This is a genomic window from Pseudomonas rustica (genome assembly GCF_018336155.1).
GTDB lineage: Bacteria > Pseudomonadota > Gammaproteobacteria > Pseudomonadales > Pseudomonadaceae > Aquipseudomonas > Aquipseudomonas rustica.
Window position 1 is genome coordinate 31,746 of the sequence record NZ_JAGYHF010000005.1, and the last position, 17,526, is coordinate 49,271.

The 17,526-nt window shown below is 58.3% G+C and carries 16 protein-coding genes and 1 pseudogene; 5 read left to right on the top strand and 12 right to left on the bottom strand.

Annotated features, from left to right (window positions below; all coding sequences use genetic code 11):
• Positions 1-261 precede the first annotated feature (261 nt).
• The 3 genes from gshA to KFS80_RS10455 form a co-directional block, all read right to left on the bottom strand.
• The gene (gene gshA, locus KFS80_RS10445) at positions 262-1,845 is read right to left on the bottom strand and encodes a glutamate--cysteine ligase (RefSeq protein WP_212544757.1); all 1,584 of its coding nucleotides are present in this window, start codon (positions 1,843-1,845) and stop codon (positions 262-264) included.
• A gap of 247 nt (positions 1,846-2,092) precedes the next feature.
• Positions 2,093-2,476, bottom strand: a complete 384-nt coding sequence (locus KFS80_RS10450; RefSeq protein WP_053116527.1) for a PaaI family thioesterase — start codon at positions 2,474-2,476, stop codon at positions 2,093-2,095.
• On the bottom strand, positions 2,476-4,800 hold the full coding sequence (locus tag KFS80_RS10455; RefSeq protein ID WP_159812003.1) for a Tex family protein: 2,325 nt from the start codon (positions 4,798-4,800) through the stop codon (positions 2,476-2,478). Before KFS80_RS10455 ends, KFS80_RS10450 begins: the two co-directional genes overlap by 1 nt.
• Before the next feature lie 360 nt (positions 4,801-5,160).
• Between KFS80_RS10455 and ompR the strand changes: the two genes are divergently transcribed.
• Together ompR and KFS80_RS10465 are read left to right on the top strand one after the other, a co-directional pair.
• Positions 5,161-5,901 carry an osmolarity response regulator transcription factor OmpR gene (gene ompR, locus KFS80_RS10460; protein ID WP_008080479.1) on the top strand — a complete coding sequence of 247 codons (741 nt, stop codon included), beginning with the start codon at positions 5,161-5,163 and terminating at the stop codon, positions 5,899-5,901.
• A 114-nt stretch (positions 5,902-6,015) separates the two neighbouring features.
• Positions 6,016-7,329, top strand: coding sequence for an ATP-binding protein (locus KFS80_RS10465; RefSeq protein WP_053116529.1), 1,314 nt, complete (start codon positions 6,016-6,018; stop codon positions 7,327-7,329).
• Positions 7,330-7,538: 209 nt separating this feature from the next.
• Here KFS80_RS10465 and rimK read toward each other — a convergent pair whose 3' ends face one another.
• From rimK to rimA, 3 genes are read right to left on the bottom strand one after another with little or no spacing between them, the layout of a single operon-like run.
• Entirely contained in the window at positions 7,539-8,444 is a 906-nt protein-coding gene (gene rimK / locus KFS80_RS10470; protein ID WP_007949201.1) for a 30S ribosomal protein S6--L-glutamate ligase, read from the bottom strand.
• Complete coding sequence (gene rimB, locus KFS80_RS10475) at positions 8,441-8,920, bottom strand: retropepsin-like aspartic endopeptidase RimB (RefSeq protein ID WP_007917936.1); 480 nt, start codon at positions 8,918-8,920, stop codon at positions 8,441-8,443. Before rimB ends, rimK begins: the two co-directional genes overlap by 4 nt.
• Positions 8,921-8,937: 17 nt before the next feature.
• Positions 8,938-9,717, bottom strand: a complete 780-nt coding sequence (gene rimA, locus KFS80_RS10480) for a S6 modification regulatory phosphodiesterase RimA (protein ID WP_212544758.1) — start codon at positions 9,715-9,717, stop codon at positions 8,938-8,940.
• Between the two features lie 116 nt (positions 9,718-9,833).
• On the opposite strand from rimA, the gene KFS80_RS10485 reads away from it, so the two are divergent.
• Positions 9,834-10,241 (top strand): RNA-binding S4 domain-containing protein, encoded by a 408-nt coding sequence (locus KFS80_RS10485; RefSeq protein WP_053116531.1) that lies wholly within the window; start codon positions 9,834-9,836, stop codon positions 10,239-10,241.
• A gap of 151 nt (positions 10,242-10,392) precedes the next feature.
• Here the strand turns inward: KFS80_RS10485 and KFS80_RS10490 are convergent, their stop codons facing one another.
• Positions 10,393-11,193 carry a phosphatase PAP2 family protein gene (locus KFS80_RS10490; RefSeq protein WP_212544759.1) on the bottom strand — a complete coding sequence of 267 codons (801 nt, stop codon included), beginning with the start codon at positions 11,191-11,193 and terminating at the stop codon, positions 10,393-10,395.
• Between the two features lie 105 nt (positions 11,194-11,298).
• Between KFS80_RS10490 and hslO the strand changes: the two genes are divergently transcribed.
• Both hslO and KFS80_RS10500 read left to right on the top strand, forming a co-directional pair.
• Positions 11,299-12,201, top strand: a complete 903-nt coding sequence (hslO, locus tag KFS80_RS10495) for an Hsp33 family molecular chaperone HslO (protein WP_008080485.1) — start codon at positions 11,299-11,301, stop codon at positions 12,199-12,201.
• Between the two features lie 182 nt (positions 12,202-12,383).
• Entirely contained in the window at positions 12,384-13,925 is a 1,542-nt protein-coding gene (locus KFS80_RS10500; protein ID WP_053116533.1) for a phosphoenolpyruvate carboxykinase, read from the top strand.
• A 319-nt stretch (positions 13,926-14,244) separates the two neighbouring features.
• On the opposite strand, the gene KFS80_RS27160 is transcribed toward KFS80_RS10500, so the two are convergent.
• The 5 genes and pseudogenes from KFS80_RS27160 to KFS80_RS10525 form a co-directional block, all read right to left on the bottom strand.
• Entirely contained in the window at positions 14,245-14,376 is a 132-nt protein-coding gene (locus tag KFS80_RS27160; RefSeq protein WP_338109593.1) for a type II toxin-antitoxin system RelE/ParE family toxin, read from the bottom strand.
• A gap of 130 nt (positions 14,377-14,506) precedes the next feature.
• A complete protein-coding gene (locus tag KFS80_RS10510) occupies positions 14,507-14,950 on the bottom strand; it encodes a hypothetical protein (protein WP_159812010.1) in 444 nt (147 codons plus the stop codon).
• Between the two features lie 122 nt (positions 14,951-15,072).
• Positions 15,073-15,372, bottom strand: coding sequence for a hypothetical protein (locus KFS80_RS10515; protein WP_212544760.1), 300 nt, complete (start codon positions 15,370-15,372; stop codon positions 15,073-15,075).
• Positions 15,373-15,719: 347 nt separating this feature from the next.
• Positions 15,720-16,862 (bottom strand): hypothetical protein, encoded by a 1,143-nt coding sequence (locus tag KFS80_RS10520; RefSeq protein ID WP_212544761.1) that lies wholly within the window; start codon positions 16,860-16,862, stop codon positions 15,720-15,722.
• A 105-nt stretch (positions 16,863-16,967) separates the two neighbouring features.
• Positions 16,968-17,227 (bottom strand): annotated as a pseudogene (locus tag KFS80_RS10525) (hypothetical protein).
• Positions 17,228-17,526 lie beyond the last annotated feature (299 nt).

The following is a 17,526-nucleotide window of genomic DNA, read 5'->3' on the forward strand; positions in this document are numbered from 1 at the left end:
CTGGACGCGGAGCGTCCCTTGAGGCGTTACCACGCGGAGCGTGGGAACGATCAAAATTGTGGATATCTCGGATCTAGCGTTCGACGTTAGATCTTTGCCCCCTCACCCCAGCCCTCTCCCCCAAGGGGGCGAGGGGAAGGGGGCCGATCTCTGTGCTTTTCAAGGCCTGAGTTCGGCTCGGTAGTTCAGGTCGGCGTACTTCGCATCAACAACGCGGTCCGTCCCCTCTCCCTCGGGGAGAGGGCTAGGGTGAGGGGCTCTTCAGTTGCTGATCGCCAAAATACTCGCCTGATACGACCCGACAAACACATCAAAATCCCCCACCTCGTTCTGCTCCAGCTCAGCCTGCGCGGCCAGCGAAGTACGTGCCAGCTCCTCAAACTTCGCCTGCTCATCCGCCGCCAACGGCTCGCTACGGAAAAACTCCGCGTGCGCCTGACTCTGACGCAACGAGAACTGCGCAAAGCTTTCCTTATGCTCAGCCATCGCCGCCAAAACCTGCGCGGATGGCGTCAGGGACGGATCACTGACCTTGGCCAGTTGCGTATCCAGCGCCTTGCTGTGCGCATCGCCGCCATGGCTCTGATCCAGCAACGCCGCCAGCGGGGCGATTTGTTCCAGCAGTTCGGCAGCCCAGGTCTTCATCTCGACCGACTCACCGTCACGCTGCAACTCCAGACCCGGACGGCGACCTTCCTTGACCACGCTGAGGAAGTTCGACGTGGCGTTGCCGCACGAAGTATTGGTAAGCAGCGGGCTATCGTTCAGCGCGCAGAACAGCAGGAACGCGTCGAGGAAGCGCGACTCGGTCAGGTCGATGCCCATCGGCAGGAACGGGTTGATGTCCAGGCAACGCACTTCAACGTATTGAATGCCACGGGCCACCAGCGCCTGAATCGGCCGCTCGCCGGTGTAGGTCACGCGTTTCGGGCGGATGTTGGAGTAGTACTCGTTTTCGATCTGCAGGATGTTGGTGTTGAGCTGCACCCACTCACCATCCTTGTGCGTGCCGACTTCAACATACGGCGCGTAAGGCGTGGCCACGGCTTTGCGCAGGCTGTCGGTGTAGCTCGCCAGGTCGTTGTAGCACGGCGTCAGGCCGGCCTGAGCGTTGCTCTGGTAACCGAGGTCGCTCATACGCAGGCTGGTCGCGTACGGCAGATACAGGGTGTCCGGATCGAGTTGTTCGAGTTGATGCGAACGACCACGCAGGAAACCGGCGTCCAGCGCAGGCGAGGCACCGAACAGGTACATCAGCAGCCAGCTGTAGCGACGGAAATTACGGATCAGCGCGATGTAGGAAAACGACTGGAAATCGCGGTCGGTGCCGACAAACCCTTCGGTTTCACGCAGCAGCGGCCAGAGCTTTTCCGGCAGGGAGAAGTTGTAGTGAATCCCGGCAATGCACTGCATGGTCTTGCCGTAACGCAGGGCCAGGCCCTTGCGATAGACGTACTTGAGCTGACCGATGTTGGAGGTGCCGTAATAGGCAATCGGGATGTCTTCCTCGGCCGGCAACGGGCACGGCATCGATGGACTCCACAGGTACTCGTTGCCGAGTTTGCTGTAGGCAAAACGGTGAATCTTGTCCAGGCTCGCCAGCGTATCAGCCGGGTCGGGCAGGGCGGGCGTGATGAATTCCAGCAGCGACTCGGAGTAGTCGGTGGTGATCTGTTCGTTGGTCAGCGCGGAACCCAAGGCTTCGGGGTGCGGCGTTTGCGCCAGGCGACCTTCGCTGGTCACGCGCAGGCATTCACGTTCGATACCGTGCAGGCACTGCTCGAGCAGAGAGAGGTTAGCGCGCTCGCCGAGCAGAGCCAGGCGGCGGTTGAGAAGTTCGCTCAATTTGGATTCCTTCACGCGTCAGTCGCCCCAATATGGGGGTGGGCAGGACGGTCTACAAGGGTGAAGTTGAAACTGGCGTTATCGCCTGGTTTTTCTAGCCGGTCAGCCGCACACATACCCTGTAGGAGCTGCCGAAGGCTGCGATCTTTTGATCTTGCTATTGAAAAACAAAATCAAAAGATCGTAGCCTGCGGCAGCTCCTACAGGATTCATTGCGCCGAAATTAACTCAAAATGATGACCGGTAGCTACAGGACAGCGAACGTGCCTTGTGCTTTTGCGACCAGTTTGTCGCCCTGCATCACGTCGGCTTCAACCACCAACGTGCGACGGCCCGGGTGGATGACCCGCGCCGTGCACATGACCTCGCCGTCGGAAACGGCGCGGATATAGTTGATCTTGCACTCGATGGTCGCGCTCTGCTGATCGAAGCCGTGAGTGCTGGAACAGGCCAGCCCCATGGCGATGTCGACCAGACTGAACAGCGCGCCACCGTGCAATTTGCCGCCGCGATTGCGCAGTTCCGGTTCCAGCACCAGGGCGACTTGCGCCACCCCGGTTTCCAGGCTGTGCAGGCGGCAGCCCAACAGCTTGAAAAACGCGCTCTCGACGAGCCCGGCCGGAATTTCCATCAGCGTTTCTTCAACTGCTTGGCGTTGGCGAACAACGAGGCCATCGCATTGTTCACCGGCGCGGCGGTGGCGGTTTCCTTGCGTGGCGCGTTGTTCGAAGGCTGGCGCTGGGCCGAGCCCGGACGCGAGCCACGCGCACCGTCGATTTTCTCGCCCGGAGTGTCGCCCATGCGCATCGACAGGCCAACGCGTTTGCGCGGGATATCGACTTCCATGACCTTCACTTTCACCACGTCACCGGCCTTCACCGCTTCGCGTGGATCCTTGATGAATTTCTCCGACAGCGCCGAAATGTGCACCAGACCGTCCTGATGCACGCCGATGTCGACGAAGGCACCGAACGCGGTCACGTTGGTGACGACGCCTTCAAGGATCATCCCCAGTTGCAGATCTTTCAGGTCTTCAACGCCTTCCTGGAACTCGGCTGTCTTGAACTCCGGACGCGGGTCGCGGCCCGGTTTTTCCAGCTCTTGCAGAATGTCGGTGACGGTGGGCAGACCGAAGGTCTCGTCGGTGAATTTCTTCGGATCCAGACGCTTGAGGAAGCTTGCATCGCCGATCAGCGAACGGATGTCGCGGTCGGTTTCAGCGGCAATGCGCTGCACCAGCGGATAGGCTTCCGGGTGAACCGCCGAGGAATCCAGCGGGTTGTCGCCGTTCATCACGCGCAAGAAACCGGCCGCCTGTTCGAAGGTTTTTTCGCCCAGACGCGCGACTTTCTTCAGGGCTGCACGGGTTTTGAACGCGCCGTGCTCATCGCGGTGAGCGACGATGTTCTGCGCCAGCGTCGAGTTGAGGCCGGAGATACGCGCCAGCAGCGCCACCGAAGCGGTGTTCACGTCCACGCCGACGGCGTTCACACAGTCTTCAACCACTGCATCCAGACCACGCGCCAGTTTCAGCTGCGAAACGTCGTGCTGATACTGGCCGACACCGATGGATTTCGGATCGATTTTCACCAGTTCTGCCAGTGGATCCTGCAGACGACGGGCGATGGACACGGCGCCACGGATCGACACGTCGAGATCCGGGAACTCCTTGGCCGCCAGTTCCGATGCCGAGTACACCGATGCGCCGGCCTCGGAAACCATGACCTTGGTCATTTTCATCGCCGGGTATTTTTTGATCAGCTCGATCGCCAGTTTGTCGGTTTCGCGGCTGGCGGTGCCGTTGCCGATGGCGATCAGGTCAACCGAGTGCTTGGCGCACAGGGCGGCCAGGATGGCGATGGTCTGATCCCACTTGTTGTGCGGCACGTGCGGGTAAACCGTGGCGTGGTCGAGCATCTTGCCGGTCGAGTCGACCACGGCCACCTTGCAACCGGTACGCAGGCCCGGGTCGAGGCCCAGAGTAGCGCGCGGGCCGGCCGGGGCGGCCAGTAGCAGGTCGTGCAGGTTGTGGGCGAAGACGTTGATCGCCTCGGTTTCGGCGCCGTCACGCAACTCGCCGAGCAGGTCGGTTTCCAGGTGCGTGTAGAGCTTGACCTTCCACGTCCAGCGCACCACTTCGCCGAGCCATTTGTCGGCCGGGCGGTTCTGGTTCTGGATGTTGAATTGCTGGCCGATCATGCCTTCGCACGGGTGCATGGTGCCCGGCAGCTCGTCGCCGACTTTCAGCGCAGAACTGAGAATGCCTTCGTTGCGGCCTCGGAAAATGGCCAGCGCGCGGTGCGACGGCATGCTTTTCAGTGGTTCGTCGTGTTCGAAGTAGTCGCGGAACTTGGCGCCTTCCTCTTCTTTGCCAGCGATAACGCGGGCACTGAGGGTGGCTTCCTGTTTCAGGTAGTTACGCAATTTTTCCAGCAGGCTGGCGTCTTCGGCGAAGCGTTCCATGAGGATGTACTTGGCGCCTTCGAGAGCTGCCTTGACATCGGCCACGCCTTTTTCGGCATCAACGAAGCGCGCGGCTTCGGTTTCCGGGGCCAGGTTCGGGTCGTTGAACAGGCCATCCGCGAGGTCGCCGAGGCCGGCTTCCAGGGCGATCTGGCCCTTGGTGCGGCGCTTCTGCTTGTACGGCAGGTACAAGTCTTCGAGGCGGGTTTTGGTGTCGGCAAGCTTGATGTCACGCTCAAGTTGCGGGGTGAGTTTGCCTTGCTCTTCGATGCTGGCGAGGATGCTGATGCGCCGTTCGTCGAGTTCTCGCAGGTAGCGCAGGCGCTCTTCCAGATGACGCAACTGGGTGTCATCGAGGCTGCCGGTGACTTCTTTCCGGTAACGGGCGATGAAGGGAACGGTTGAGCCTTCATCGAGTAGCGCGACGGCCGCTTCGACCTGTTGTGGGCGTACGCCGAGTTCCTCGGCGATGCGGCTGTTGATGCTGTCCATAAAACCACCTGACATATTGTGAAAGCAGGCTCGCAGGCGCGAAAATAAAGGCCCGGAGTCTGGTTGAGCGGCATGAAGATGGCCGCTGCCTGGGTCAAAAGGCACCCCATTGACCCGTGAAATCGAACAATTACTGCGGTTGCCATGAAAAAAACCGGCGATCACCTGCGGTAACGATTCAGACGTTGCCTGGCACAAAACGCCGCGCATTATAACCAGCGTTCTGCCATTCGGGGGTGTTGCAGTCTGTAGGCATAAACCCCGGTTTTCTGGCAGTGAAGGAAAAATCTGCTAACAATGCACACGGTGCGTATAACGGCAGCTACGCCATAATGCGCGCCGAGCTAAAAGGAGCATCTAATGAGCAGCACTGCACAAACTGCTGAAGGCGAAAAAATTCTTATCGTTGATGACGATCCGGGGCTGAGCAGCCTGCTGGAACGTTTCTTCGTCAGCAAGGGCTACCGCGCCCGTACCGTTCCGAACACCGAACAGATGGATCGTCTGTTGTCGCGTGAAGTGTTCAATCTGGTCGTCCTCGACCTGATGCTGCCGGGCGAAGACGGCCTGACCGCTTGCCGCCGCCTGCGCGCCGCGAACAATCAGATCCCGATCATCATGCTCACCGCCAAGGGCGATGAGATCAGCCGCATCAAGGGCCTGGAACTGGGCGCCGATGACTATCTGGCCAAGCCGTTCAACCCGGACGAGCTGATGGCCCGGGTCAAAGCCGTTCTGCGTCGTCAGGCCGCACCGGTGCCAGGCGCGCCGGGCAGCGAAGACGAAAACGTCACCTTCGGTGATTACGTGTTGTCGCTGGCTACCCGCGAACTGAAGCGCGGCGACGAAGTGCACATGCTCACCACCGGTGAGTTTGCGGTACTCAAGGCTCTGGTGATGAACGCGCGTCAGCCACTGACCCGCGACAAGCTGATGAACCTGGCCCGTGGCCGCGAGTGGGATGCCCTCGAGCGTTCCATCGACGTACAGATCTCGCGTCTGCGCCGGATGATCGAACCCGATCCATCCAAGCCGCGCTACATCCAGACTGTCTGGGGCGTGGGCTACGTGTTCGTACCGGATGGCGCCGCCACCAAGTGATCGGCGATTTGTAGGAGCGGGTCTGTCGGGCCCGGGTTGAATGACCCGGCCCGCAGACTCGCAATCCGCAATATGCGAGCATTGCTCGCTCCTGCAAGTGTGTAGCGGTTATTCATGAAAACCCCCGTCTGGTTCCCCCAAAGTTTTTTCTCCCGCACCCTCTGGCTGGTGCTCATCGTCGTGCTGTTTTCCAAAGCGCTGACCCTGGTTTATCTGTTGATGAACGAGGACGTGCTGGTGGATCGTCAATACAGCCACGGCGTCGCTCTGACGCTGCGCGCCTATTGGGCCGCCGACGAAGAAAACCGCGCGAAGATTGCCGATGCCGCGACCCTGATCCGCGTGGTCGGCGCTGGCGTGCCGGAAGGCGAACAGCATTGGCCGTACAGCGAAATCTACCAGCGGCAGATGCAGGCGGAGCTGGGCGCCGACACCGAAGTGCGCTTGCGCATGCATTCGCCGCCAGCGCTGTGGGTTCGCGCGCCGAGCCTCGGTGATGGCTGGCTGAAAGTGCCGTTGTACCCGCATCCCTTGCGCGGCCAGAAAATCTGGAACGTGCTCGGCTGGTTCCTCGCCATTGGTTTGCTATCGACAGCGTCGGCATGGATTTTCGTCAGTCAGCTCAACCAGCCGTTGAAACGCTTGGTCTTCGCTGCGCGGCAACTCGGTCAGGGCCGCAGCGTGCGTCTGCCGATCAGCGATACGCCGAGCGAAATGACCGAGGTGTATCGCGCCTTTAACCAGATGGCTGAAGACGTCGAGCAGGCCGGACGGGAGCGCGAGCTCATGCTGGCGGGGGTTTCCCACGATTTGCGCACACCATTGACGCGTCTGCGGCTGTCGCTGGAATTGATGGGCGATCGCAACGACCTGACTGACGACATGGTGCGTGACATCGAGGACATGGACGCGATTCTCGACCAGTTCCTCGCGTTTATTCGTGATGGTCGTGACGAGTCCGTGGAAGAGGTCGATCTCAGCGATCTGGTGCGTGAGGTGGCAGCGCCTTACAACCAGAATGAAGAGAAAGTCCGTTTGCGTCTGGAGCCGATTCAGCCGTTTCCGTTGCGTCGGGTGTCGATGAAGCGCTTGCTCAATAACCTGATCGGCAACGCCCTGAACCATGCCGGCAGCAGCGTGGAAGTTGCGGCTTATGTGAGCGGTGATGTCAGCGCGCCGTATGTGGTGCTGAGCGTGATGGATCGAGGGGCGGGGATTGATCCTTCAGAGCTCGAGGCGATCTTTAATCCGTTTACTCGCGGCGATCGTGCTCGGGGCGGGAAGGGTACTGGCTTGGGTCTGGCGATTGTGAAGCGGATTGCTTCGATGCATGGCGGCAATGTTGAGTTGCGCAACCGGTCCGGGGGTGGATTGGAGGCGCGAGTCAGGTTGCCGCTGGGGTTGATGTTGCCTCGGGATGCCGTTTAAACCGTAAAACCCTCACCCCAGCCCTCTCCCGGAGGGAGAGGGAGCTGACCGAGGTGTCTGGCGTCATACATCGACCTGAAATTCCGAGTCGATTATGGATTCGGTAAAGATCGATCATGTCGGCGGAGTTTTCCAATATCCCCCAATCAGTCCCCTCTCCCTTCGGGAGAGGGTTAGGGTGAGGGGCTCTTTGCTCTTTGCTCTTCGCTCTAGCCCTTGCCTTTGGTGCGCGTCATATTCGGCCCACCATTCTTTTCCAGATGCTCAATGATGATCCCCGCCACATTCTTCCCGGTGGTGGTCTCAATCCCTTCCAGCCCCGGCGACGAGTTCACTTCCATCACCAGCGGCCCGTGATTGGAACGCAGAATATCCACACCCGCCACCGCCAGGCCCATGACCTTCGCCGCACGCAACGCGGTCATGCGTTCTTCCGGCGTGATCTTGATCAGGCTCGCGCTGCCGCCACGGTGCAGATTGGAACGGAACTCACCCGGTTTCGCCTGACGCTTCATCGCCGCGATCACCTTGTCGCCGACCACGAAGCAACGAATATCCGCGCCGCCCGCTTCCTTGATGTACTCCTGCACCATGATGTTCTGCTTCAGGCCCATGAACGCTTCGATCACCGATTCCGCAGCGGTCGCGGTTTCGCACAGCACCACACCGATGCCTTGGGTGCCTTCCAGCACTTTGATCACCAGCGGCGCGCCGTTGACCATGTCGATCAGATCGGGAATGTCATCCGGCGAGTGAGCAAACCCGGTGACCGGCAAACCGATGCCGCGACGCGAGAGCAATTGCAGCGAACGCAATTTGTCCCGGGAACGGGCAATCGCCACCGATTCGTTGAGCGGGAACACCCCCATCATTTCAAACTGACGCAACACGGCGCAGCCATAGAACGTCACCGACGCACCGATCCGCGGAATCACCGCGTCGAAACCTTCCAGCGGTTTGCCGCGATAGTGGATCTGCGGCTTGTGGCTGGCGATGTTCATGTAGGCGCGCAACGTGTCGATCACTACCATTTCATGCCCGCGCTCGGTTCCGGCTTCGACCAGACGGCGGGTGGAATACAGACGCGGGTTCCGCGACAGCACAGCGATCTTCATGCAACACCTGTGGAGGAGGTAGATACCGGGAACACCGGCTTGTCTTGTACATATTTGATACCCGGATTGACCACCAACTGGCCATCGATCAGGGCTTTGGAACCGAGTAACAGGCGATAACGCATGGACTTGCGGCAGGCGAGAGTGAACTCGACCGGCCAGACCCGATCACCCAAGGCCAGGGTGGTGCTTATCACGTAGCGCACCTGCGCATGGCCGTTGGAGCTTTTAATGGTTTTGCGCGTCACCAGCGGCGCTTCGCAGCGGCGGTGACGTAACTGCACCACCGTGCCCAAGTGCGCGGTGAAACGCACCCATTTCTCGCCGTCGCGTTCGAACGGTTCGATGTCGGTGGCATGCAGACTGGAGGTGCTTGCCCCGGTGTCGATTTTCGCCCGCAGGCCCGCGACTCCCAAATCCGGGAGCGCCACCCACTCGCGCAGACCGACAACGGTCAAATGGTCAAATGTCTTCAATAGATAAAAACCAACGATTAACGCGTCCAGGCCTCAGGTGCTACCTGGGCCAACGCTTTGAATGCAGGTCTGGCGAACCAGTAGCCTTGCATCAGAAATATTCCACAGTCCGCCAGGAAATCCCGTTCACCGGCGCTCTCAATGCCTTCGGCAATGACTGTAACGTCCAACTCCGCACAGATTGTGACAATCCCCCGAACGATCGCCTGACGAACACGGTCGCGATCGACATCGCGGATCAGCGCCATGTCGAGTTTGATCAGATCCGGTTGGAAATCAGCCAGCAGATTGAGCCCCGAATAACCGGCACCGAAGTCATCGATGGCGGTCTTGAAGCCGAATTCGCGGTATTCACGCAGAATATTGGTCAAATGGCGATAGTTATCTACGTGCTCGCTTTCCAGGGTTTCGAAAATCAATCGGTCGATCGGGAAATTGTGTTTTTTTGCCGCCTCCAGAGTGCTGCGAATGCATAACTCTGGACGATAGACCGCGTTGGGCATGAAGTTGATCGACAAGTGTGTCTGCATATTTAGAGTGGCCGCGCCTTCGATGGCGCGGGTGCGGCAGAGCTGGTCGAAACGGTAGCGGTTGTCTTCTGTAACTTGATCCAACACGGTGAACGCGCCTTCACCGGCCACACCCCGAACCAGCGCTTCGTTGGCGAAGATCGACTGATCGCGCAGATCGACGATGGGTTGATAGGCGAAGGCAAACTCGAAGCCCAGCGGCTCGCTTTGCTGGCAGCCTTGGCAACCGGCCTTGGGCGAAGTTAATGAAGATGGAAATTTTGTCACTCGATCTCTCCGTGCCGATGAACCGGCCTGGATCACAGTCTATCTGGAGGGCCGAGTTGTTGCGCCCGACAGAAACGGTAGTACAGTTCCGACTACTGGCTGACCGAGGAATTCATATGGCGCAAAAACAGGAAGAGGACGACAAGGTTCGTCTCGACAAGTGGCTGTGGGCCGCACGTTTCTACAAGACTCGCGCGTTGGCCAAAGCCGCCATCGAGAGTGGCAAGGTGCATTGTCGGGGTGAGCGCTGCAAGCCTGGCAAAGAGCCACGCATTGGCGATGAGTTCGAGATTCGTATGGGGTTCGAAGTGCGTACGGTGAAGGTTGAGGCGCTGTCGATCGTGCGCCGCGGTGCGCCCGAGGCGCAGACCTTGTACGCGGAGACTGCCGAGAGTGTTGCCAAACGTGAGGCGGCAGCGGCGATGCGCAAGGCGGGCGCGTTGGGCATGAGCACCGATGGCAAACCGAGCAAGAAACAGCGGCGGGATTTGTTCAAGTTTCGTGGCAGCAGCCACGACGAGTGAGAGCGAAGTTTTTGCGTTGTTGGTGCCGGCCTCTTCGCGAGCAAGCCCGCTCCCACATTGGATTGCATTTCAACGGAAGGAATGCGGTCAATTGTGGGAGCGGGCTTGCTCGCGAATCGAGTGCACGGCACTCGCCGGAGTCAACGCGGTATCAGGCGCTACGCACCACACTCATCCGCGACACCACCGGCAACTTGCCCAGCAGCGCAAAAACCGGCGCCGTCACCTTCAACCAGAAGTTCGCCGCGTGATAGGCAAACGGCGTGTAATAACCCCAGCCCAACGCCCACACCGCCAGCAAAACCCCACCGATGTAATCGTCCTGGCCCCAATGCGCACCAGCCACCAGTCGCGGCAACATGAACAACACCGCCAAGCCCCACACCGTCAAAAACTGCCCGACCGTACGGCTGAACACGCCCATGAACAGCGCCCAGATCAACAACACCGAGGCGTGATCACCGGGGAAACTCTGGCTGGAGCGATCTTTAATTTCCCAGGTTTTTTCCAGATCCGGGAAGTAGTCGCTGATGTGCACGGCGCCCTCAAGCACCATCGACGGACTGCTGTGCTGCCAATCCATAGAGTCGGCGAACTTGGAAAACAGTGCGCGAATCACCACCATCAACAACAGAATCGACAGAAAACCGAAAAAAGCCCGGCGCACGTCAATCGCCTTGAACACCCAGTCGCCCTTGATCAGCAGCGTCAGCAGGATCAGGCCAACGACGATGTCGAACGGACGCATACTTGCAATTGCCCAGATGTGGAGCCATATGGGGTTGCTGGCCAGCGGTGTATTGAGTGAGCGAAACAGCCACTCGTCGAAAATCACACACAGCGCGTTGCCCGTAGGCCATAACCAGAAAGCCAGTAGTGCTAATGGCACCACGTTGCACAGAACCAGCCGGCCGAGGTTCCACCTTGATTGGAACAAACCCGGATTGTTCATAAAATGCCTCCCATGGCAAAGCAGTCGGCACCAAAAGGGGTGCCAAGAAGCGCAAATTTTCACGTCTTGTAACCATTTTGTCACCACTTTCAGATACCCAGACCTATGACCGACCTACCGGATACCGATTTCACCCAACGCTTCATCTTTGATGACAGCGACACCCGTGGCGAACTGGTCGCGCTTGAGCGCAGCTACGCCGAAGTCCTCGCCAAGCACCCGTACCCGGAGCCGGTTGCGCAATTGCTGGGCGAGCTGATGGCCGCCGCCTCGTTGCTGGTGGGCACCCTCAAGTTCGATGGACTGCTGATTCTGCAGGCGCGTTCCGAAGGCCCGATTCCGATGCTGATGATCGAGTGCTCCAGCGACCGCGACATCCGTGGTCTGGCGCGTTATCACGCCGATCAGATCGCCCCGGACGCAACCCTCGCCGACCTGATGCCGAACGGTGTTCTGGCCCTGACCGTCGACCCGACTGTCGGCCAGCGCTACCAGGGCATTGTCGACCTCGACGGCGAAACCCTGTCCGATTGCTTCACCAACTATTTCGTCATGTCGCAACAGGTCGGTACGCGCTTCAAGCTGTTCGCCGACGGTCGTCGTGCCCGTGGTTTGCTCCTGCAACAATTGCCGGCCGATCGTCTGAAAGACGAAGAAGATCGCGCCGCCAGTTGGCAGCACATCACCGCGCTGGCCACCACCCTGACCGCCGATGAGTTGCTCAGCCTGGACAACGAAACCGTGCTGCATCGCCTCTACCACGAAGAGCAGGTGCGTCTGTTCGATGTGCAGAATCTGCGCTTCCGTTGCAGCTGCTCGCGGGATCGTTCGGGCAATGCGCTGGTCAGTCTGGGTCTGGAAGATGCGCAAGCGTTGGTCGCCGAACAGGGTGGTACCGTCGAGATTGATTGCCAGTTTTGCAACGAGCGCTACCTGTTCGATGCAGCCGATATCGCTCAATTGTTCGCTGGCGCCGGTGTCGACACGCCATCCGACACCCGGCACTAAAACGGTTCAGCGCAGGTAAATTCACTGCTCAAACGCGCAATTACGCCGTTACGACGGGAGGGCCCTACTCTTTTTGGGCGTTTCTGGCATAATCCGGCCCACTTTTTGTCGCGGTAGTAGTGCACGACTTTCTACTACAAAACGTTTGGAGCACACTCGGCCACTGGCCGACGGGGAATCTCATGACGCAAGCCAATAACGCCGTGTACACCGATCTGAGTGTCGATGATCTGGTAAAAGAAGCCTTGAATCGCGGTGAGGGCGAGCTTGCCGATACCGGCGCTCTGGTTGTTCGCACCGGTCACCGCACCGGTCGTTCGCCTGTTGACCGTTTCATCGTTGAAGAGCCTTCCACCCAGGCCGCTATCGCCTGGGGCCCGATCAACCGCAAGTTCCCGGCCGACAAGTTCGACGCGCTGTGGGCTCGTGTCGAGGCGTTCAACAACGCGCAAGAGCACTTCGTTTCCCACGTGCATGTAGGCGCAGCTGAAGATCACTACCTGGCCGTGAAAATGACCACCCAGACTGCCTGGCAGAATCTGTTCGGTCGTTGCCTGTTCATCAACCCGGCCCAGTACAACCCGGCCGGTCGTGAAGAGTGGCAAGTGCTCAACGTGGCCAACTTCGAGTGCGTGCCTGAGCGTGACGGCACCAACTCCGACGGTTGCGTGATCCTCAACTTCGCACAGAAAAAAGTGCTGATCGCCGGCATGCGTTACGCCGGTGAGATGAAGAAAGCCATGTTCTCCGTGCAGAACTTCCTGCTGCCGGCCGCTGACGTGCTGCCGATGCACTGCGCTGCCAACATCGGCGAAGAAGGCGACGTGACCCTGTTCTTCGGTCTGTCGGGCACCGGTAAAACCACCCTGTCGGCCGACGAAAGCCGTTACCTGATCGGTGACGACGAACACGGCTGGGGCGAAGGCGTGGTGTTCAACATCGAAGGCGGTTGCTATGCCAAGTGCATCGACCTCTCCGAGAAGAACGAGCCGGTTATCTGGAAAGCCATCAAGCACGGTGCTGTACTGGAAAACGTCGTTATCGACGACGCCAAGCACGCCGACTACGCCGATGTCAGCCTGACCCAGAACAGCCGCGCCGCTTACCCGCTGGAGCACGTTGCCAAGCGTTCCGAGCAGAACCTCGGTGGCGAGCCAAACGCAGTGATCTTCCTGACTTGCGACCTGACCGGCGTGCTGCCGCCAGTGTCGATCCTCAACGAAGAACAAGCGGCCTACCACTTCCTGTCCGGCTACACCGCACTGGTGGGCTCGACTGAAATGGGTTCGGGCAGCGGCATCAAGTCGACCTTCTCCACCTGCTTCGGCGCACCGTTCTTCCCGCGCCCGGCTGGCGAATACGCAGAGCTGCTGATCAAGCGCATCCGCGGCTTCGGTTCGAAGGTTTACCTGGTCAACACCGGCTGGACCGGCGGCGGCTACGGCGTCGGCAAACGCTTCAACATCCCGACCACCCGCGCGGTGATCGCAGCGATCCAGAGCGGCGCGCTGATCGGTGCTGACACCGAACACCTCGACACCATCAACCTCGACGTGCCACTGGCCGTACCGGGCGTTGAAACCAACCTGCTCAACCCACGCAACACCTGGGCTGACAAGGCTGCGTACGACGAGGCTGCCAAAGCACTGGCCGGTCTGTTCATCGAGAACTTCAAGAAGTTCGAAGTGAGCGACGCGATCAAGGCTGCCGGGCCGAAGTTGTAAGATTGGTTTGATGTGAATGAAAAAGCCGCCCTTCGGGGCGGCTTTTTTTTGGCCGGCTTTTCATCATGGCGTTCTTTGTCGATTTTTCATCAGCAGTGCAGACAGTGAATGAGTATTCAGCGGGAAGGCTTCTAGACGATCCTCGCTAACGAGTGCCGCATCAAGAACACTCGTCTTTGACGTCGGAATTTTTTTAACTTTTTGGATCTCGCGTTTTAGTTCTCTCGCGGATTTGTTGCTTGAGGAATCGCTGGAGCAGAATAATTGCAAGTGTTTGGTTGATCTGGCAGTTGGGGTCTTATCGGCTCTTTTTGATTGGTCAGGGCCACTGCTGCCGGGCATGCATTATTCGCAGCACTTGCACGCATTCATCTTTAATCATGTAGACGATGATGTAATTAGAAGCTGCAACGATTTCTCGTGTGCCTTCAACCCTGCCCTTTCTGTACAAGGTCGGGCGCTGTCGAGCGACTTCCCCTTTATTTCGTCGAGATCGGCCGCTGCAACAGGGTTGTCCTGACTAATGCGATCCATGATTCGGTCTCGGTCGTCATGCGCCTCGGGGCGCCAGACCAACTTCATCAGCGCGCTCGTTGACGGAGAGCATCGCGTTTGGCTGCAAATATTCGGCGGCTGTCTTCATCGCTGATGCTCGGCCTTGGGTCATCAATGCTGAGTTGCACCTGACGCTTGAACCATTCCTCATAAGCGGCCGCCTCGTGGGCCTGTTTCATTGCTTCGGCACGATCAGGCCGAGCGTAGGTTTTCAGTTGCTGCGGGTCGTAACTGGAGGCATCTACATTGAAGTGGCTGATGCCCATTCCCCGCAAGTAGCTCACCAGCGTTTCAAGCCGCTTGAACAGTCGTACCTGACCACTACGCTGTGCTGCCAGCGAGCATTCTTTTCTTCCCTGCAAAATTTGAATCGACCAGCCACCCGGTTGAGCGACGATATTTGTGCTGCTGACTGACCCGTTTTCAATCAAGCGAGCGAGGGTGCTGTGATCAATAGTTTCAGTGGTCATGAAGATGAGCCCTTGATTGAACAGTGGCTCCCATCGTACGCAATCAATAGTAGTTTGCAAAATTCAACTCCTTCTTTGGACATTGGTTTTCGAGCATTCATGCTCTCTGGTGTGGGGGATTTTTAAGCCGGAGCTTCCCAGTTGAGCATTTGCTGCTGGGCAACTTGCAGCAGATCACAACCATCCTGCGTCAGCAGATAGAGGGCGTGGGTGATGTGGGGGATGTCTTCGACGTCGGCTTGTTTGAAGTTGAGGCAGTAGAGGGTGCGTAGCAGGTCGCTTGATGCGCGTAAGCGCTGGACGGCGCATTCGAGGATGTCTTGGGGGTTGGCTTCTGTGTCGATGATCAGTGGGTTGGTGTCAGTGAGATTGGATTCGAGTGTTCGGTAGCGGTCGGTGGTGAATTGATTCCATGTTTTCATTTTATTGATCCTCAATTGCTTCCGGGAGAAGCCACCACATCGTGACCAAGCGACAGGAGGCGACTGTGTTCGGGTTGGTCAACCGGTGAGGATCGTGCACATACCCGGCACACCCGAAGGTGTCCCAAACACAGTCACCATAAACTGCAGGCAATTGAGTGCCGGCAGCATACAGCGCATGCGTACGCACGATCCATTCGGGTGACCAAGCCCGAGTCGCTGATTGGCAGCGACAGTCACAACTATAGATTCGCGCCCTCAAATCCCGATAGTCGATAAAGCGGTCTGTTCTTGTAGGAACTGGACGAAGATTGCATCGGACGTTCCTACCGATCCTTCAACGTTTTTCAACGCAAATGCACATACGCCGAAATATCCAGCAAACTCGTCGCCAACCCTGTCGCCGGTTGGTAAATCGGGCCTTTCACAGTCGAGAACGGCACGCCTTTGCTGCCGAGGGAAACATAACGTTCGCCCTGATCCAGTTCGGTGAAGTAGGTGTAGGAATAGTTGTGCATTAATTGATATCTGGCCTCGTCGCGGGCGATGCCGTTGGCGAGGTTTTCCAGGTCGGTCTGGGTCAGGTTGAGGGTTTTGCCAAGTGTTGTGCCCCAGCGGGTCAGGCAGGTCTCGGCGAGGTGGCGAACGATGCGGCCGGGTTCGGTCAGCACTTTCAGGTCGCTGGTATTGGTCGGCACGCCGCCAGTGGAAGTGGCGTTGCCCGCGAGGGTGGCATGGCGACCGGCCATTGGATAAATGGAGGTTTTGGTGCCGGTGGCTGTTTGCGGGATCACGCAGCTGAAACCTTTGGAGCGCTCGTCGCGGGCGTAGACGCCGACGTACTCTTTGACGTTGCTGCCGAGTTTGACGCGTTGCTCCTGAAAGTTGGCGATGCCCGGCACCGGGTCAATCGCAAAAATATTCACCGGGATATTTTTCAGCGCGCTGTCCTTGAGCATCGCGTTGGCCAGCATGTGGCAACTAATGCCGCCACGACTCCAGCCCACCAGGTTAACCGTGGTCGGAATAACGCCGCCTTTACGGAAGGTCTTGATGATTTGTTCCTGTAACTTCTGCTGGGTGACGCTGCGGTCGCCGTAGTTATATTTACGCCAGAACCAAGAGCCTTCGACTTTTACATCTTCAATGGGAATGCCGGCGGCTTTAAGTCGGTTGTATTCGGCTTCGGTGAGTTGTTCACGTTGCCATTCACATTGGCCCTTGATGATGTTCATGGCGTGTTGCACGTTTTCTTCCCAGCCTTTGCCGAACAGTGTGCCGCTGAGGCCGTAGTCCTTGTTTTCGGTGAATAGATCATCGGCCTGCAGGTTGCCGCTGCCGGGGCCGTCGACGACGATCCATTCAGCGAACTCGCGGCCTGTATGGCGCGAGGCAAGGGTGGAAACCAGTTCGCCGTCCCAGAAGTTTTCATGTTGGGTATCGAACTTGTTAGAACCTGTGCCGCAAAAAAATATAGTGACGACTGTCATGATGTTGGCCTTGTTGGATATAAGAGCCAACAAGTTAGTGTGCGTCCTACTCATTAATAAAGCGCTGGGTTGTATCCGGGTTTGTGGTTTTTTATTGAGGTCGAGTTATTTAAGTTGAAGTTTGGCAACTTGCAGCAGGTCGCAGCCATCTTGCACCAATAAATAAAGCGCATTGACGATATGCGGTATATCTTCGCATCGGCCTGTTTGAAACACATACAGTAAAGTGTTTCCAGCAGATCACTGGCGGCGCGCAAGCGTTGATCGGCGGCATCGAGCAAATCGCTGTGACTGGCGGCGGTGTCGATCAGCATCACGGGTTTTTCGCTGTAGCAGGTTTTGAGTGGCTGGTAACGGTCGATCATGGTGAGGCTTGTCCTGTTCGAAGACGCTCGGGTCGGCCGACAGAGTGCTTTCAGCCGCGCCGGCCACTATAGAAGGGCGTTGCGCAGCGGGACAAGACGGCCGCAATGGACAGTGTTTGTAGGGGGTTTTCCGCGGTTTACGGATTTTCCCTACGTGATTTTTCGGCATATTCGAGGCAAAACCTCTACGCGGAAAATTCCTACCTGCTTGTCAGGTAATTCGCCGTACACGGCGGTCCGGTGCGCGACAGAATCTGTAGGGCGTTTGCAAACGTCTGACATGCGCTTAAAGGGAAAAC

Bases quoted from the DNA above. Each gene is read 5' to 3' on its own strand.
- KFS80_RS10520 (WP_212544761.1), bottom strand. From the start codon at position 16,862: ATGACAGTCGTCACTATATTTTTTTGCGGCACAGGTTCTAACAAGTTC.
- rimK (WP_007949201.1), bottom strand. From the start codon at position 8,444: ATGAAGATCGCTGTGCTGTCGCGGAACCCGCGTCTGTATTCCACCCGC.
- hslO (WP_008080485.1), top strand. From the start codon at position 11,299: ATGACCGACCTACCGGATACCGATTTCACCCAACGCTTCATCTTTGAT.
- KFS80_RS10500 (WP_053116533.1), top strand. From the start codon at position 12,384: ATGACGCAAGCCAATAACGCCGTGTACACCGATCTGAGTGTCGATGAT.
- KFS80_RS10465 (WP_053116529.1), top strand. From the start codon at position 6,016: ATGAAAACCCCCGTCTGGTTCCCCCAAAGTTTTTTCTCCCGCACCCTC.
- KFS80_RS10485 (WP_053116531.1), top strand. From the start codon at position 9,834: ATGGCGCAAAAACAGGAAGAGGACGACAAGGTTCGTCTCGACAAGTGG.
- KFS80_RS10490 (WP_212544759.1), bottom strand. From the start codon at position 11,193: ATGAACAATCCGGGTTTGTTCCAATCAAGGTGGAACCTCGGCCGGCTG.
- KFS80_RS10515 (WP_212544760.1), bottom strand. From the start codon at position 15,372: ATGAAAACATGGAATCAATTCACCACCGACCGCTACCGAACACTCGAA.
- KFS80_RS10510 (WP_159812010.1), bottom strand. From the start codon at position 14,950: ATGACCACTGAAACTATTGATCACAGCACCCTCGCTCGCTTGATTGAA.
- KFS80_RS10455 (WP_159812003.1), bottom strand. From the start codon at position 4,800: ATGGACAGCATCAACAGCCGCATCGCCGAGGAACTCGGCGTACGCCCA.
- ompR (WP_008080479.1), top strand. From the start codon at position 5,161: ATGAGCAGCACTGCACAAACTGCTGAAGGCGAAAAAATTCTTATCGTT.
- KFS80_RS10450 (WP_053116527.1), bottom strand. From the start codon at position 2,476: ATGGAAATTCCGGCCGGGCTCGTCGAGAGCGCGTTTTTCAAGCTGTTG.